The following is a 15231-nucleotide window of genomic DNA, read 5'->3' on the forward strand; positions in this document are numbered from 1 at the left end:
GTCAGCCACTCGCGGGCCTCGGCGGCGACCCGCTCGGCCTCCGCGCGGGCGGCGGCCAGCGCCTGGTCGGCCTCGGCCCGCGACTCGTCGAGCAGTCGGCGGGCCTGCGACTCGGTGCGGGCGCGCAACTGCTCGGCCCACTGCACGTTCTCGTTGACGTGGTTCTCGACCGTGCGGCGGCGCTCGGCCAGCTCCTGGTCCAGCTGCTGGCGCCGGTTGACCGCCTCGGTGTGCAGCTCGGCCTGGAGCCGGGACTGCTGCTCGGCGTGCTCCTGCAGGATCCGCTGCGTCTGTGCGCGGGCCTCCCGCAGCTCGCGCTCGGCGTCGGCGCGCAGCTGATCGGCCTGGATCTGGGCATTACGAAGGAGCTGCTCGGCCTGATAGCCGATGTCCGCCCCGTCGTAGGCAGGCCGGGTCGCGAGGCTGCGGCGCGCCTCGTGCAGCTTGGCGCGCAGCACCTCCACCTGATAGCCGAGGTCCTCGGCGTGCTGGACGGCCTTCTCCCGCTCGGTCTCGAGGCGCTTCATCTCGGCCTCGAACCGCGAGAGATGGTCGGTCTCAGCCGGCCGCCGGCCGTCCTGGCTCTCGTAGCCCCGCACTGCGCGGTCCCATCCGTCCCCTGGTCGCAAGTCTTTCCTTACGAGCCCCGGCCGTACGCCGAACGGGGCCCCCGGGGAATGGTGTCAGATCGAACAGGGCGGCGCTGTCGGACCTCGGCTCTGGCTGCCCGACCACTCCGACCACGTCCCCCGATACCCGGACCCCGGCCCACGACTGTCCTGTTGCGTGCGACAGCCGCCCCCCAACCCTACCGGCCCGAGTATGTGGAGGTCAGTGCTCCGCCGACTCCTGCGGTGCGGCGGTGACGAGTTCGGTCAGCACGCCGTGGCAGTCCTTGGGGTGGAGGAACGTGATCCGGGACCCCATCGAGCCGATCCGCGGCTCGTCGTAGAGCACCCGCACGCCCTTGCCGCGGATGGCCTCGGAGTCCCCGTCGACGTCCGCCGTGCCGAAGGCGATGTGGTGCACTCCCTCGCCGTTCTTGGCCAGCCACTTGCCCACCGCGGAGTCCTCGCGGGTCGGCTCCAGGAGCTGCAGGTAGGAGGCGCCGCCGTCGTCGGTGGCGTTGATCTTGAGCATGGCCTCGCGCACGCCCTGCTCCTCGTTGACCTCGGAGTGGAACACCTCGAAGCCGTACGTGGCACGGTAGAACTCAACAGTCTTGTCGAGGTCGAAACAGGCGATCCCGATGTGGTCGATTCGCGTCAGCATGCTTCCAGTGCAGCGCGCCCCACGGTGGTCACGCAACGTGCGCGCGATCACACCGTCGCTCCGATGACGTGCGGGGTACCGCTCAGTACATTCGAGTAAACCCTCGTTCACTCCTCATATCCAAGGGGCCGTGCCTCATGTCTGGAACGACCGGTACCACCTCAGTGATCGTCGCGGGCGCGCGGACGCCCATGGGCCGTCTGCTCGGCTCGCTCAAGTCCTTCTCCGGAGCCGACCTCGGTGGCTTCGCGATCAAGGCCGCCCTCGACCGTGCGGGGATCGGTGGCGACCAGGTGCAGTACGTGATCATGGGCCAGGTGCTCCAGGCGGGTGCCGGGCAGATCCCGGCCCGCCAGGCCGCCGTCAAGGGCGGGATCCCCATGAACGTGCCGGCGCTGACCATCAACAAGGTCTGCCTCTCCGGCCTCGACGCCATCGCGCTCGCCGACCAGCTCATTCGCGCCGGCGAATTCGACATCGTGGTCGCGGGCGGCCAGGAGTCGATGACCAACGCCCCGCACCTGCTGCCGAAGTCCCGCGAGGGCTACAAGTACGGCGCTGTGCAGATGATCGACGCCATGGCGTACGACGGCCTCACCGACTCCTTCGAGAACGTCGCCATGGGCGAGTCCACGGAGAGGCACAACACCCGCCTGGGCATCGGCCGCCCGGAGCAGGACGAGATCGCGGCGCTGTCCCACCAGCGCGCCGCGGCCGCCCAGAAGAACGGCCTGTTCGAGGCCGAGATCACGCCCGTCGAGATCCCGCAGCGCAAGGGTGACGCGGTCGTCTTCAGCAAGGACGAGGGCATCCGCGCCGAGACGACCGTCGAGTCGCTGGGCAAGCTGCGCCCCGCGTTCGCCAAGGACGGCACGATCACGGCCGGCACCTCCTCGCAGATCTCGGACGGCGCCGCCGCCGTGGTCGTCATGAGCAAGGCCAAGGCCGAGGAGCTGGGCCTGGAGTGGATCGCCGAGATCGGCGCGCACGGCAACGTGGCGGGCCCGGACAACTCCCTCCAGTCCCAGCCGTCGAACGCGATCCAGCACGCCCTCAAGAAGGAGGGCCTGGCCGCCGAGGACCTCGACCTCATCGAGATCAACGAGGCGTTCGCGGCCGTCGCGGTCCAGTCGATGAAGGACCTCGGCGTGTCCACGGAAAAGGTGAACGTCAACGGCGGCGCCATCGCCCTCGGTCACCCGATCGGGATGTCCGGCGCGCGTCTCGTGCTGCACCTCGCCCTCGAGCTCAAGCGGCGCGGCGGCGGTGTCGGCGCGGCCGCGCTGTGCGGTGGCGGCGGTCAGGGTGACGCGCTCATCGTGCGGGTACCCAAGGCCTGACCGACGGGTGAGCGAGGGGTGACCGAAGGGTGATCCCCCCCGACCCCTTTCGCAGTTTGCTGTACGGGACCGAGTGAACGGAGCTGTGATGCAGGACGTCCCCACGCTGGTCGCCCAGGCGAGGGAGGGCAGGCCGAGGGCCGTGGCCCGGCTGATCTCCCTGGTGGAGGGGGCGTCCCCACAGCTCCGTGAGGTCATGGCGGCGCTGGCCCCTCTCACCGGGAACGCGTACGTGGTCGGCCTCACCGGTTCGCCCGGAGTCGGCAAGTCGACCTCCACGTCGGCGCTCGTGAGCGCGTACCGGCGGGCCGGGAAGCGGGTCGGCGTCCTTGCCGTCGACCCGTCCTCCCCGTTCAGCGGGGGCGCGCTGCTCGGCGACCGGGTCCGGATGTCGGAGCACGCCTCCGACCCCGGGGTCTACATCCGCTCGATGGCCACGCGCGGCCATCTGGGTGGACTCGCCTGGGCGGCGCCGCAGGCCATCCGGGTGCTCGACGCGGCCGGCTGCGACGTGGTCCTCGTCGAGACGGTCGGGGTCGGCCAGTCCGAGGTGGAGATCGCCTCGCAGGCGGACACGAGCGTGGTGCTGCTGGCGCCGGGGATGGGCGACGGCATCCAGGCGGCCAAGGCCGGAATCCTGGAGATCGGCGACGTCTACGTCGTCAACAAGGCGGACCGCGACGGGGCCGACGCGACGGCCCGCGAGCTCAACCACATGCTGGGCCTCGGCGAGTCCCGGGGACCGGGGGACTGGCGGCCGCCCATCGTGAAGACCGTCGCCGCGCGCGGCGAGGGCATCGACGAGGTCGTCGAGGCGCTCGAGAAGCACCGGGCGTGGATGGAGGAGCGCGGGGTCCTCCAGGAGCGGAGGGTGGCCCGGGCGGCCCACGAGGTCGAGTCCATCGCTGTGACGGCCCTGCGCGAACGCATCGGCGACCTCTCGGGCGATCAGCACGTGGGCGCCCTCGCGGAACGCATCGTCGCCGGCGCCCTGGACCCCTACCGAGCCGCCGACGAACTGATCGCGGGCCTGACCCAGTCCTGAACACCCGCGCCCGCCCCTCAGGCGGGGCGGGCGCCCGGAAGGGTGACGGGTCCGGCCCTGCCGCGGGGCGCCGCTCCGGGGCGTGGGTCAGTCGTCGTGGGACGGGGTGACCTTGGTCGAGGTCAGGGGGACGGTCCAGTCGTGGTCCGTGCCGTTCGCGGACGTCGTCTCGACCTCCCAGGCCTTGTCGTCCAGGTCGACCGACGTGACCCGGCCCTCGGCCGACGCGGCCCGCGCGGCGTCCGAGGCCGAGGTCGACGCGTCCCGGAGCACCGACGACACCCGCTCGGCCGAGTCGTCGTCACCGTCGTCGTCCCGCTCCACGTGCGAGCCCAGGACCTTGCCCGTGGCGGGGTCGATCTCGACGTGGTGCCACTTGTTCCCGGAGCCGATGACGTCGACGTCCCAGACCAGGCGGCCGTCGTCGGAGTCCAGGTCCGCCTCCGTGGCGACCCCGGGCGTGTGGCGCAGCGCCGCCGCGATCGCGTCCTCGGCGCTCACCTTCGCCTTCGCGGAAGTGGCCTCTTCGCGGTCGTCGTCCCGGTCGTCGTCGTCCCGGTCGGTGTGCGCGGCCGGCGTCGACGCGGACGTACGGTCGTCGTCGTCCTCCCCGGCGAAGGCCACCGTCGTGGCGGTGCCCGCGCCGATCACCACGGCGGCGGCGACGGCGGAGAGTGCGAGGATGCGGCGCTTCATGAGAACTCCCGTTCCAAGGGTGCAGTGGGCCAGTTCGGTTCGACGGGGACCACGCTGCCCGACCGATGCTGAAGCCCCGCTGAAGGACCCTGAAGACCTCTTCAGGTTCGACCTGCGACCCTGACCCCTATGCGCCTGTTGATCGTGGAGGACGAGAAACGCCTCGCCCTGTCGCTTGCGGCGGGACTCACCGCCGAGGGCTACGCCGTGGACGTCGTGCACGACGGCACCGAGGGCCTGCACCGCGCGAGCGAGGGGACGTACGACCTGGTCGTCCTCGACATCATGCTGCCCGGCATGAACGGCTACCGCGTCTGCGCGGCCCTGCGCGCCGCCGGCCACGACGTCCCGATCCTGATGCTCACGGCGAAGGACGGCGAGTACGACGAGGCGGAGGGCCTGGACACGGGCGCGGACGACTATCTGACGAAGCCGTTCTCGTACGTCGTGCTGGTCGCCCGCGTGAAGGCCCTGCTCCGCCGCCGCGGCCGCACCGGCAGCGCGAACCCCGTGCACACGGTCGGCCCGTACGCGGTCGACACGGGCGCCCGCAGGGTCACGCACACCCGGGACGGCGGCATCGAAGTCCCGCTCACGGCGAAGGAGTTCGCCGTGCTGGAGCAGCTCGTGCTGCGCCGCGGCGAGGTCGTGTCGAAGAGCGAGATCCTGGAGCACGTCTGGGACTTCGCGTACGAGGGCGACCCGAACATCGTCGAGGTCTACGTCAGCGCCCTGCGCCGCAAGCTCGGCGCGGAACTCATCCGCACGGTGCGCGGCGCCGGCTACCGCCTGGAGGCGCCGCGATGAGCCGCACCCTCGGCTCGGTACGGGCGCGGGCCACCCTCGCCGCGACCCTCGTCGTCGCGGTGGCCCTGGTCGCGGCCGGCACGGCCCTGCTGCTGGCCCTGCGCAGCAGTCTCACCGGCGAGGCGGGCCGGGCGGCGGACTCCTCGGCCCGCCGCGTCGCGACCACCCTCGTCACACAGCCGGCGACGGACGCGATCGACCTGGACGACGGCGACGAGCCGGTCCAGGTGGTCGACGCCGACGGCCGGCTGCTCGCCGCGACCGAGGACCTGGAGCACATCACCGGCACGGAGACGGAGCAGGTCCGCCCGGCCGACGGCGCCCCGGCGGGCGGCGGCGGGGACGACGACGGGGACGACGGGGACGAGGACGACGCCGGGCGGACCCGCCCCGAGGTCTCCGACGACACCCGCTACACCGACGGCGAGGCGACGATCGACGGCGACACCGCCGACTACCGCTTCGCCGCCGTGGAGGTCGACGACACCCCGCGCGGCGACCTGACGGTGTACGCGGGCGCGCCCCTCGCCGCGGAGCGCAGCGCGGTGACGACGGCGTCGACGGCGATGCTGATCGGCTTCCCGGTGCTGCTCGTGGTGGTCGCCGGGGTGACCTGGCTGGTGACGCGGCGCGCGCTGCGCCCGGTGGAGGGCATCCGCGCCGAGATGGCCGCGATCACCGCCTCCCGCGACCTGGGCCGCCGCGTCCCGGTCCCGGACACGCACGACGAGGTGGCCCGGCTGGCCCGGACGACGAACGAGACGCTGGCCGCGCTGGCCGACTCCGTGGAGCGTCAGCGCCGGTTCGTGGCGGACGCCTCGCACGAGCTGCGCAGTCCGATCGCCTCGCTGCGCACCCAGCTCGAAGTGGGCGCGGCGCACCCGGAGCTGCTCGATGTGCCGGGCGCGGTCGAGGACACCGTACGGCTCCAGGAACTGGCCGCGGATCTGCTGCTGCTGGCCCGGCTCGACGCGGGGGAGCGGCCGGGCGGCACGGCCGTGGACCTGGCCGCGCTGGTGCGCGAGGAGCTGTCCCAGCGGGTCGGGGACCGGGTGCCGGTGGAGACGGCGACGCGGGGCGAGGCCCGGGTGACGGGTTCGCGGGGCCAGCTGGCCCGGGTCGTGGCGAACCTGGTCGACAACGCGCAACGGCACGCCCGTACGGCGGTGCGGGTCACGGTGGAGGGCGGCGCCGCGGGTCAGGGGGCGCGCCTGACGGTGTCCGACGACGGCGACGGGGTGCCGGAGGCGGAGCGGGAGCGCGTCTTCGAGCGGTTCGTACGGCTCGACGACGCGCGGTCCCGGGACGGTGGCGGGGCCGGTCTGGGCCTCGCCATCGCCCGGGACGTGGCCGAGCGGCACGGGGGCACCCTGACGGTGCGCACCGCGCCCGAGGGCGGCGCGCTGTTCGAACTCACGCTGCCGGGAAGGCGATCCGGTACGGAGACCGGAAGGGAAAACTGACGGGCCGGGCGCTTGACGGAGAAGGTCGGCGGTCCTCCGTGCGGTGCCCGGCCGCGCTGTCCGGCTCGCTCAGGGTTTGCCGCGCTGCGAACGCAAGTGTTCGGCGATCGGGCCGAGCGCCTTGCGCAACCCCGCCAGGTCCTCGGCCGGCACGAGGTCGATGAAGTGCCGGCGCACGGACGCCACGTGGTGCGGGGCGACCTGGCGCATGGTCTCCAGACCGTGATCGGTCAGCACGGTGTAGAGTCCGCGCCGGTCGGAGGCGCAGTTCTCCCGGCGGACCAGGCCCGCGTTCTCCATCCGGGTGATCTGGTGCGAGAGGCGGCTCTTGGACTGCAGGGTGGCGGCCGCGAGGTCGCTCATCCGCATCCGCTGGTCGTCGGCCTCGGAGAGGTTGACCAGGATCTCGTAGTCGTTCATCGTCAGGCCGAAGGGCTGGAGGTCTCGCTCCAGCTGGTAGTTCAGCAGCCTGTTGACCTCCAGGTGGGTGCGCCAGGCGCACTGTTCCTCGTCGGTCAGCCACGGCGTGGCCGTCTGGGTCTCCATGTGATCGAGTCTACCTAAAAAGTTGAAAGGCGAACGAATCTGGGACTTGTGACGCCGCCCACCCCGGTGTGCACCGGCCGTCCCCCCGATGGGTTCACGCGTTCGACGTCACACTCCGCAGATTACCGCTCACAGCCCGAAGCGACGCTGGAGGTCACCGAGCTGTCCGGGAAGGCGCGGTACGGATGGCTGACCTGTGGAGCCTCCGTGCGCACCCGGCGCGCCGCCTGGAACTCCGGCCTGGTGAGGTACGTCACCCGTCGCCTGTTCGGGCATCAACGACTCGCTGGACTGCAACAACACCGTGCCGGCCCCCACGAACTCGAACTGGTGCTCCTCGCCGGAGACCCCGCCGATCCCCGTCATCGCACGTAGACCGCCGATCACGCCCGTCAGATAACCGTGGTCGTAGTGGTGGCACGGCGACGGGCAGTCGGCCCAGCCGACGAGCGCCTGCGGATCCACCCGGATCGGCGGCTCCATGAAGACGACGGGACCGTTGGAGGCCGCCACGAATTTGCCGGTGCCAATGAGCGTCAGAAAGCCCGGCACGATCGATTGCTTCAGTGCGAGAGTTGGCTGAAAAGCGAGCAGGTTGCCCGCCCGGATGGTCAGATTCCCGTCATCCAGGTCGTAGGAGTTCACGTCGAAGGCCCGGTCGGCGAGCAGCATCTTGCCGCTGCCCTCCGCCACCACCCAGTCGCTCGCGTGCAGCGGCGAGTGGAACGAGGTGCGCACCAGCCGGTCCAGACGGCCGTGCCCGATCCCGTTGAAGTCGATGCTCCCGTAGTAGGCGATCATCTTCCCCTTCTGCAGGAACCACTGACCGCCGCCGCCCCGGCCGCCGCCCTTCAGTTCCACGCAGAAGGTGTACGCGTTCACGTTGTCGTCCGCCGGCAGGGTCGCCGGGTCGAACACCGCGGGTCCACTCGTCACAGCTTCTCCTCCGAGGCCTGCACGTACACCGCGCCGCTGCCGCTCAGCTCCAGCTGGAACGCCTCGCCGCTGCCGCGCCCCACCATGTCCCGCCAGCCGAGCGCCGTCGACAGCCGGTTGCGCACGTCCCCGTGGTGGGCGACGTACGCCTGCGGGTCGACGTGGACCTCGCGGCCCGGGCCGATGGGGACCTCGATGACCCCGCCGTGCGCCATGACGGCCACCGCGCCGTGCCCCTGGAGCGTCGTCGTGAACAGCCCCTGGCCGCTGACCTGCCCGCGCACCATGCCCATCACCCCGCCCTGCGAGCCGAGGAACATCGTGCCCTGGCGCAGCGCCCCGTCGAACGCGAGCAGCCGGTCCGCCTCCACGTAGAGGGTGTCGCCCGTCAGCTCGATGATCTGGATGTGGTGCCCGCCGTGCCCGAACAGGACCGTGCCGCTGCCCTCGACCGTCATCAGCGGCGCCGCCTCACCGGCCACCCGGCGCCCCAGCATCGACATCAGCCCGCCCTGGCCGCTCTGCACGCTGGGCGTGAAGGACACGTCCCCCTTGTACGCGAGCATCGCGCCGCGCTGGCTGTAGAGGCGCTGCCCCGGCAGGACCGTCGCCTCGATCATCTTCGAATTGACCTCACGGAAGGCCATGTCACACATCCCCCGCGATCGTGTTCCGCTCGCTGGGCTGGACGTAGACGAGCCCCTCGCCCTCGAAGCGGATCTGGAACGCCTCGCCGCCGCCTTCCCCCAGGAACGTGCGGAAGGTGACGCCGGACTGGAACGACTGGCTCAGGTTGCCCTGGTGGGCGACGTACGCGCCCGGGTCCACGGTCAGCGGGTACTGGCGGCTGACGCGCAGCACCACGGCCGGGCCGTCGCTCATGATCGCCGCCTGGCCGTGGCCCTCGACGGTCGTCGTGAACAGTCCGTTGCCCTGCGAGGCGCCGCGCAGGCCCGTGAAGCTCGTGCCGGTGCGCAGGCCCGCGTCCGTGCACAGCAGATTGCTCGACTCGACGTAGAGCTTGTCCCCGCGCAGGTCCACCAGGTTGATCTCGCTCGCCCGGTCCGCGAACCAGCAGGTGCCCTGCCCCTTCACCTCCATCACCGTCAGCTGCTCGCCCGTGATGCGCCGGGTCACCATCCCCCGGATCCCCTCGCCACCCCCGCTCAGCTTCTTGAAGGCCATCCGGCCGTCGTACGCGACCATCGACCCGTTCTTCGCCCTGACGCCGTCGCCCGTCATGTCGACGGCCAGCACCTTGCTGCCCTGGAGCCGAAACGTTGCCACGGGGACGACGGTAGCCGGAGCGGGGAGCCCGCCGACAGGGCACGGAGGAGGCGGTGCCACAATGGAAACGCTTGTGCGCACGTTCACAAGATCGTCATGTCCTGACAAAGAACTTCTGCCGAAGGTGCCCCGTGGACATCAAGACCGCCTCCGCCCTCCGACGCCTCCGCCTGGTCTCCGGGCCGGAGGCCGTCTCCTTCCTCCTGCTGCTCGTGTGCTCCGTGCTCAAGCGGACGACGGACTTCAACGCGGTGCCGGTCATGGGCGCGGTGCACGGCATCCTCTTCGTCCTCTACGTCGTCTTCTGGCTGGACGCCTGGAACCGCACGAAGTGGAGCTTCGGCACCGCCGCCCTCTACTTCGTCCTCTCCGTCCTGCCCACCGGCGGCTTCTTCGCCGAGCGCAAGCTCAAGCGCGAGGCCGAGAGCGCGGTCATCGCCTCCCGCGCCCGCCAGGAAGGCGTGGTCAACGCATGATCGTCGCCTTCTCCGTGACCCCGCTCGGGGTCGGCGAGGACGTGGGGGAGTACGTCGCCGACGCCGTCCGCGTCGTCCGCGAGTCCGGACTGCCGAACCGCACCGACGCCATGTTCACCTCGATCGAGGGCGAGTCCTGGGACGAGGTCATGGACGTCGTCAAGCGCGCCGTCGCCGCCGTCGAGGAGCGTGCCCCGCGCGTCTCGCTCGTCCTCAAGGCCGACATCCGACCCGGCGTCACCGACGGTCTGACGTCGAAGGTCGAAACCGTCGAGCGGCACCTGACCGCCGAATAGGCCCGGGCCGACACGCCGTCAGGCGGCGCGGGCCCACCGCCCGCGCCGCTCAACTCCCCTGCTTGGCCCTACCACTCACTCGTCCGCCCCCTTCTGGTTCGACACGCCCGTAGATGTCCCTTTTGGTGAGGGTATCGATACGGCCGATCACCAGATCCTGGAGGGCGCTGTGCGGCCTGAGGGCTACGACTACGACACCTACAGCCGGCTCGCCGGACCGCTGACCCAGCCGTCCGGACGGGGCCGCTACCGGGTCCAGTACACATCCCTGCTCTCGCGCGAGCCCCGCCGAATACGCGCCGTCCTGCTGATGACCCTGGCCCCGGTCCTCACCGGAGTGCTCCTCGTCTACCTCGTCTGGCCCAGCCACTGGGTCGAACGCGAGGGCGGCGACAGCTGGCTCGTCGGACTCGACGTCGTCATGCTCGTCTCCATCGGGCTCATCGAGCTGTTCATGCTCGTCAACGTCATATCCATCGCCCACGCGACGATGGTCGCCCGGGACCCCGTGCCGGTGGTCCCCGAACCGGGCACCCGGGTCGCGTTCCTCACGACGTACGTCCCCGGCAAGGAACCCCTCGCGATGGTGCGCGCCACCCTCGAAGGGGCCGTGCGGATCCGGCACGACGGACCCTTCGACGTCTGGCTCCTCGACGAGGGCGACGACCCCGCCGCCAAGGCCCTGTGCGCCGAGCTCGGCGTCCGCCACTTCACCCGCCACGGCGTCCCGGAGTGGAACCGGAACAAGGGCCCGCACAAGACCCGCACCAAGCACGGCAACTACAACGCCTGGCTCGCGATGCACGGCGGCGGCTACGAGTTCTTCGCCTCCGTCGACACCGACCACGTGCCGCACCCCGAGTTCCTCGAGCGCACGATGGGCTACTTCCGCGACCCGGACATCGCCTTCGTCGTCGGCCCCCAGGTGTACGGCAACTACACCTCACCGGTCACCAAGGCCGCCGAGTCCCAGCAGTTCCTCTTCCACGCGCTGATCCAGCGGGCCGGCAACCGCTACCGCGCCCCCATGTTCGTCGGCACCAACAACATCGTCCGGATCAGCGCCCTGCGCCAGATCGGCGGACTCGTCGACTCGATCACCGAGGACATGGCGACCGGCTTCGAGATCCACCGCCACCGCAACCCGCTCACCCGGGCCCACTGGCGCTCCGTCTACACCCCCGACGTGCTCGCCGTCGGCGAGGGCCCCGCCTCCTGGACGGACTTCTTCACCCAGCAGATGCGCTGGTCGCGCGGCACGTACGAGACGCTGTTCAAGCAGTTCTGGAAGGCCCCGTTCTCGATGCCTCCGGGCCGCCTCTTCTCGTACACGATGATGCTCGTCTACTACCCCATGACGGCCGTCAACTGGCTGCTCGGCGTGCTCAGTTGTGTGCTGTTCCTCTGGTTCGGAGCCTCCGGCACCGAGGTGTCCGCGTCCGTGTGGCTCATGCTCTACAGCGACGCCGCAGCGCTCCAGATCGGCCTCTACCTGTGGAACCGGCGGCACAACGTCTCGCCGCACGAACCCACGGGCTCCGGCGGACTCGCCGGCATGGCGATGTCGGCCATCTCCGCGCCCATCTACCTGAAGTCGCTCGGCGCGGCCCTGCTGCGCCGCCCCAGCCGCTTCGTGGTCACCCCCAAGGGCGGCGACGCCAGCCCCGACCGGCCGCTGACCTTCCGGATCCACCTGACCTGGGCCGTCGTCCTCGCCGTGTCCCTCGTGGCGTCCGTCGTCCTCGACCACACCCATGTGGCCATGCGCACCTGGGCGGTCCTCGCCCTGTGCATCGCGCTCGCCCCGGCCGTCGTCTGGGCCGTCACCGAACGCCGGCGCCGCCCGGCGGCCGCACCCGTCGCCGAGCCCGAACCGGAGCCGGCCCTCGCCGTCGCCTCCGGCATGTCCAGCCCGAGCACAGGAGGGAACTGATCCATGGCCTACCGGCCTTCCCCGCGCATGAAGAAGAGCGTCCTGACCGCGAGCGCGGTCGCCCTGCTCGTCGGACTCAACGCACCGGCCGCCTGGACCTTCGCCTCCGAGCAGTACTACGACTGGAAGATCGCGCAGCCCGAGTACAAGGCGCAGTACGGCTCCTGGACCCAGGTCTCGATCCCGAAGGAGTACCGCACCAACGCCATCCACGCGGCGCTCCTGCACACCGGCAAGGTCCTGATCGTCGCCGGCTCGGGCAACGAGCAGAAGAAGTTCGACGCGGGGTCCTTCGACACCGTGCTGTGGGACCCCAAGGCGAACACCTTCAAGAAGATCCCCACCCCCGTCGACTTCTTCTGCGGCGGCCACGCCCAGCTGCCCTCCGGCAAGCTCCTGGTCGCCGGCGGCACCGCCCGCTACGAGCAGCTCGACGGCGAGGTCACCAAGGCCGGCGGCGGCATGCGCGTCAAGAACGAGAGCCCCGACAAGGAGATGGTCCTCAAGAAGGGCACGAAGTTCCGCTCGCCGTCGGGCGTCGAGTACGTCTCGCAGTTCGACGTCACCGTCCCCAAGGCCAAGCGCAAGCAGCAGATCACCTACAACAGCCGGGGCGTCATGCAGCCCTGGAAGACCACGGTCAAGGCGAGCGAGGCCCGCGTCTTCGTGCAGGCCGCCCACAAGGGCAAGCAGTACGAGACCAAGAAGCAGGCCCAGTACGAGATCGAGGGCCTCGAGGGCAAGGACGCCGACAACGTCTACGGGATCTCCGAGAAGATCACCATGGACAAGGAGGACTTCCAGGGGATCAGGGAGGCCTACGAGTTCGACCCCGTCGCCGAGAAGTACGTACCGGTCGACCCGATGGAGAAGGCCCGCTGGTACCCGACGCTGGTCGGCCTGGAGGACGGCCGGGTGCTCGCGGTCTCCGGGCTCGACGACGTCGGCGTCATCGACCCCGGCGACAACGAGATCTACGACCCGGAGACCAAGAAGTGGTCGATGGGCCCCAAGCGGTACTTCCCGACGTACCCGGCGCTCTTCCTCACCAAGGGCGGCAAGCTCTTCTACCCGGCGTCCAACGCCGGGTACGGGCCCGCGGACAAGGGCCGCCGGCCGGGTCTGTGGGATCTGGAGACCAACACGTTCGAGAAGGTGCCCGGACTCGCCGACCAGGACGAGACGGAGACCTCGGCCTCGCTCCTGCTGCCGCCGGCGCAGGACCAGAAGGTGATGGTGCTCGGCGGCGGAGGCGTCGGCGAGTCGAAGCGGGCGACGGCGCGCACCTCGGTGGTGGACCTCAAGGAGAAGCACCCGTCCTTCAAGACGGGGCCCGACCTCCCGCAGGGCACCCGCTACCTGAACAGCGTGATCATGCCGGACGACACCGTGTTCACCACGAACGGCTCCTCCGACTACCGCGGGCGCAGCGCCAGCAACATCCTCGCGGCGCAGTTCTACGACCCGAAGGACAACGCGTTCCACGAGGCCGCGTCACCCAAGGTCGGCCGCAACTACCACTCGGAGGCGCTGCTGCTGCCCGACGGCCGGGTCGCCACGTTCGGCTCCGACCCGCTCTTCGACGACCAGCAGAACACCAAGCTGGGCCACTTCGAGCAGCGCATGGAGATCTTCACGCCGCCCGCGCTGCACCGGGCCGCGGGCAAGCGGCCGGTCCTCGGCAAGGGGCCCGAGGAACTGCCGGACAGCCACCGGGCGACGTTCGCGACGGACCAGGCCGACCGGATCGTGAAGGCGCGACTCATGCGCCCGTCCGCCGTGACCCACACGACGGACGTGGAGCAGCGCTCGATCGAGCTCGGCGTGAAGAAGGAGAAGGGCGCGGTCACCGTCGACGTCCCGAAGGACCCGACGCTGGTGCCGCCGGGCTGGTACATGCTCTTCGTGTCGGACGCCGACGGTGTGTCGTCCGAGGCGAAGTGGATCAAGGTCGGCTCGGACGACTAGCGGTTCCCGCGCAGGACGGGGGAGTGGTGGGCGTCAGGACTTCGCGCCGCGGGCCAGGCCCAGCGCGTAGTCGGCCCACCACTTGCCCGCGGGCGGCCCGCTCCGGCAGGTCCCGTCCGACTCGCCGGGCCGCTTGACCCACAGGAAGGCGTCGACCAGCGGGTCACCCGTGTTCGTGGTCGGCGCCTTGCCGAGCGCGCGGCCGGGCGGATTGCACCACGCCTCCGCCTGGCCGTCGCCGTAGGGGCCCGCGCCGTTGCGGCTGGTGTCCACGACGAAGTGCGCGCCGCCCAGCTGCTGCGACAGCCGCCGCCCGTACGCCGTACTGGCCGCGTCCGTCTGGAAGTTGGAGACGTTGAGGGCGAAGCCGTCCGCCTTGTCCACGCCGGCCCGGCGCAGCGGCTCCACCAGCTTCGACGCGTCCGGGATCCACGCCGGGTTCCCCGCGTCGACGTACACCTTCGTGTTCGGCTGCTTCTTCAGCCGGTCGATCGCGCCGGAGATCAGCTGGTAGCGCTCCTCCTGGTACTCGGCGGGGGTGCAGCCGTCGACGATGTGGCCGAGCGCGTCCGGTTCGAGGACGACGAGGGCCTTCGCGTCGCCGATGCCCGTCGCGAACGCGTCGATCCACTGGTAGTAGAAGTCCGCGCTGTGCGCCCCGCCGGCCGAGTGCTGGCCGCAGTCCCGGTGCGGGATGTTGTAGGCGACCAGGACCAGGGTCTTGTCCGCCTTCTTCGCCCGCGTGCCCGCCTGGGCGATCGCCGGGCGCGGATAGTCGCCGGGCACCCACATGCCCTGCGGATGCGCGGAGATCCGCCGGATCAGGGCGGCGTCGGCGGCGCGGCCCTGCTTCTGCCAGCTGTCGGCCTGGACGGCGGCGGAGGATTCGGGGTCGACCCAGAAGGGGGAGTCGTCGGTGACGCGGCCGGGGGCGGTGCGCCCGGTGGAGGTGGCGGCGCGGCCCTCGCGGCCGGCGTCGGCGCAGCCGGCGGCGAGAGTGGTCAGGAGGAGCGCGGCGGCGGCGAGCGCGAGGCCGCGGACCGGTGGACGGACGGACGGGACGGGCATCCTGCCCCCAGGTTCGGAGCGAGTGTTCGGAACGGGCGATGTCGCGGGGGTGGTTCGTGCCGCATGCTACGGAGCAAAACCGATCAAACTCTGTCAAA

15 protein-coding genes and 1 pseudogene are annotated in these 15231 nt (G+C 70.9%); 8 read left to right on the forward strand and 8 right to left on the reverse strand.

Features of this window, described 5'->3' with window-relative positions; translation table 11 throughout:
• Both ACFW9D_RS20580 and mce read right to left on the reverse strand, forming a co-directional pair.
• Positions 1-599, reverse strand: a pseudogene (locus ACFW9D_RS20580) (hypothetical protein); the annotation flags it as partial.
• A gap of 232 nt (positions 600-831) precedes the next feature.
• Entirely contained in the window at positions 832-1272 is a 441-nt protein-coding gene (gene mce / locus ACFW9D_RS20585) for a methylmalonyl-CoA epimerase (RefSeq protein WP_188336826.1), read from the reverse strand.
• Between the two features lie 137 nt (positions 1273-1409).
• Between mce and ACFW9D_RS20590 the strand changes: the two genes are divergently transcribed.
• The gene (locus ACFW9D_RS20590; RefSeq protein ID WP_384623668.1) at positions 1410-2612 is read left to right on the forward strand and encodes an acetyl-CoA C-acetyltransferase; all 1203 of its coding nucleotides are present in this window, start codon (positions 1410-1412) and stop codon (positions 2610-2612) included.
• An 88-nt stretch (positions 2613-2700) separates the two neighbouring features.
• Complete coding sequence (meaB, locus tag ACFW9D_RS20595) at positions 2701-3657, forward strand: methylmalonyl Co-A mutase-associated GTPase MeaB (RefSeq protein WP_188336824.1); 957 nt, start codon at positions 2701-2703, stop codon at positions 3655-3657.
• 87 nt (positions 3658-3744) lie between these two features.
• On the opposite strand, the gene ACFW9D_RS20600 is transcribed toward meaB, so the two are convergent.
• Entirely contained in the window at positions 3745-4353 is a 609-nt protein-coding gene (locus tag ACFW9D_RS20600; protein ID WP_384623670.1) for a PepSY domain-containing protein, read from the reverse strand.
• Positions 4354-4482: 129 nt separating this feature from the next.
• Between ACFW9D_RS20600 and ACFW9D_RS20605 the strand changes: the two genes are divergently transcribed.
• Positions 4483-5160: a response regulator transcription factor gene (locus ACFW9D_RS20605; protein WP_384623672.1), complete on the forward strand. Its 678-nt coding sequence runs from the start codon at positions 4483-4485 to the stop codon at positions 5158-5160.
• Positions 5157-6623 carry an ATP-binding protein gene (locus ACFW9D_RS20610; protein ID WP_384623674.1) on the forward strand — a complete coding sequence of 489 codons (1467 nt, stop codon included), beginning with the start codon at positions 5157-5159 and terminating at the stop codon, positions 6621-6623. The genes ACFW9D_RS20605 and ACFW9D_RS20610 overlap by 4 nt, the downstream gene beginning before the upstream one ends.
• Before the next feature lie 69 nt (positions 6624-6692).
• Here the strand turns inward: ACFW9D_RS20610 and ACFW9D_RS20615 are convergent, their stop codons facing one another.
• The 4 genes from ACFW9D_RS20615 to ACFW9D_RS20630 all read right to left on the reverse strand — a co-directional run bounded on the left by ACFW9D_RS20615 (position 6693) and on the right by ACFW9D_RS20630 (position 9392).
• Positions 6693-7169 (reverse strand): MarR family winged helix-turn-helix transcriptional regulator, encoded by a 477-nt coding sequence (locus tag ACFW9D_RS20615; protein WP_188336820.1) that lies wholly within the window; start codon positions 7167-7169, stop codon positions 6693-6695.
• 129 nt (positions 7170-7298) lie between these two features.
• Complete coding sequence (locus tag ACFW9D_RS20620) at positions 7299-8087, reverse strand: AIM24 family protein (protein ID WP_223205943.1); 789 nt, start codon at positions 8085-8087, stop codon at positions 7299-7301.
• A gap of 14 nt (positions 8088-8101) precedes the next feature.
• A complete protein-coding gene (locus ACFW9D_RS20625; RefSeq protein ID WP_384623677.1) occupies positions 8102-8752 on the reverse strand; it encodes an AIM24 family protein in 651 nt (216 codons plus the stop codon).
• Between the two features lies 1 nt (position 8753).
• Positions 8754-9392: an AIM24 family protein gene (locus ACFW9D_RS20630; RefSeq protein WP_188336817.1), complete on the reverse strand. Its 639-nt coding sequence runs from the start codon at positions 9390-9392 to the stop codon at positions 8754-8756.
• 131 nt (positions 9393-9523) lie between these two features.
• Here ACFW9D_RS20630 and ACFW9D_RS20635 point away from each other — a divergent pair, with 131 nt between their 5' ends.
• The 4 genes from ACFW9D_RS20635 (at position 9524) to ACFW9D_RS20650 (ending at position 14065) form a co-directional block, all read left to right on the forward strand.
• Positions 9524-9868, forward strand: a complete 345-nt coding sequence (locus ACFW9D_RS20635; protein ID WP_188336816.1) for a DUF3817 domain-containing protein — start codon at positions 9524-9526, stop codon at positions 9866-9868.
• Positions 9865-10164, forward strand: coding sequence for an MTH1187 family thiamine-binding protein (locus ACFW9D_RS20640; protein WP_384623679.1), 300 nt, complete (start codon positions 9865-9867; stop codon positions 10162-10164). Before ACFW9D_RS20635 ends, ACFW9D_RS20640 begins: the two co-directional genes overlap by 4 nt.
• A gap of 169 nt (positions 10165-10333) precedes the next feature.
• Positions 10334-12097, forward strand: a complete 1764-nt coding sequence (locus ACFW9D_RS20645) for a glycosyltransferase family 2 protein (protein WP_384623681.1) — start codon at positions 10334-10336, stop codon at positions 12095-12097.
• 3 nt (positions 12098-12100) lie between these two features.
• Complete coding sequence (locus ACFW9D_RS20650; protein WP_384623683.1) at positions 12101-14065, forward strand: galactose oxidase-like domain-containing protein; 1965 nt, start codon at positions 12101-12103, stop codon at positions 14063-14065.
• Positions 14066-14098: 33 nt separating this feature from the next.
• Here ACFW9D_RS20650 and ACFW9D_RS20655 read toward each other — a convergent pair whose 3' ends face one another.
• Positions 14099-15133 (reverse strand): glycoside hydrolase family 6 protein, encoded by a 1035-nt coding sequence (locus tag ACFW9D_RS20655; protein WP_384623685.1) that lies wholly within the window; start codon positions 15131-15133, stop codon positions 14099-14101.
• Positions 15134-15231: the final 98 nt, after the last annotated feature.

The organism is Streptomyces sp. NPDC059524, from assembly GCF_042749255.1.
Classification (GTDB): domain Bacteria; phylum Actinomycetota; class Actinomycetes; order Streptomycetales; family Streptomycetaceae; genus Streptomyces; species Streptomyces xanthii.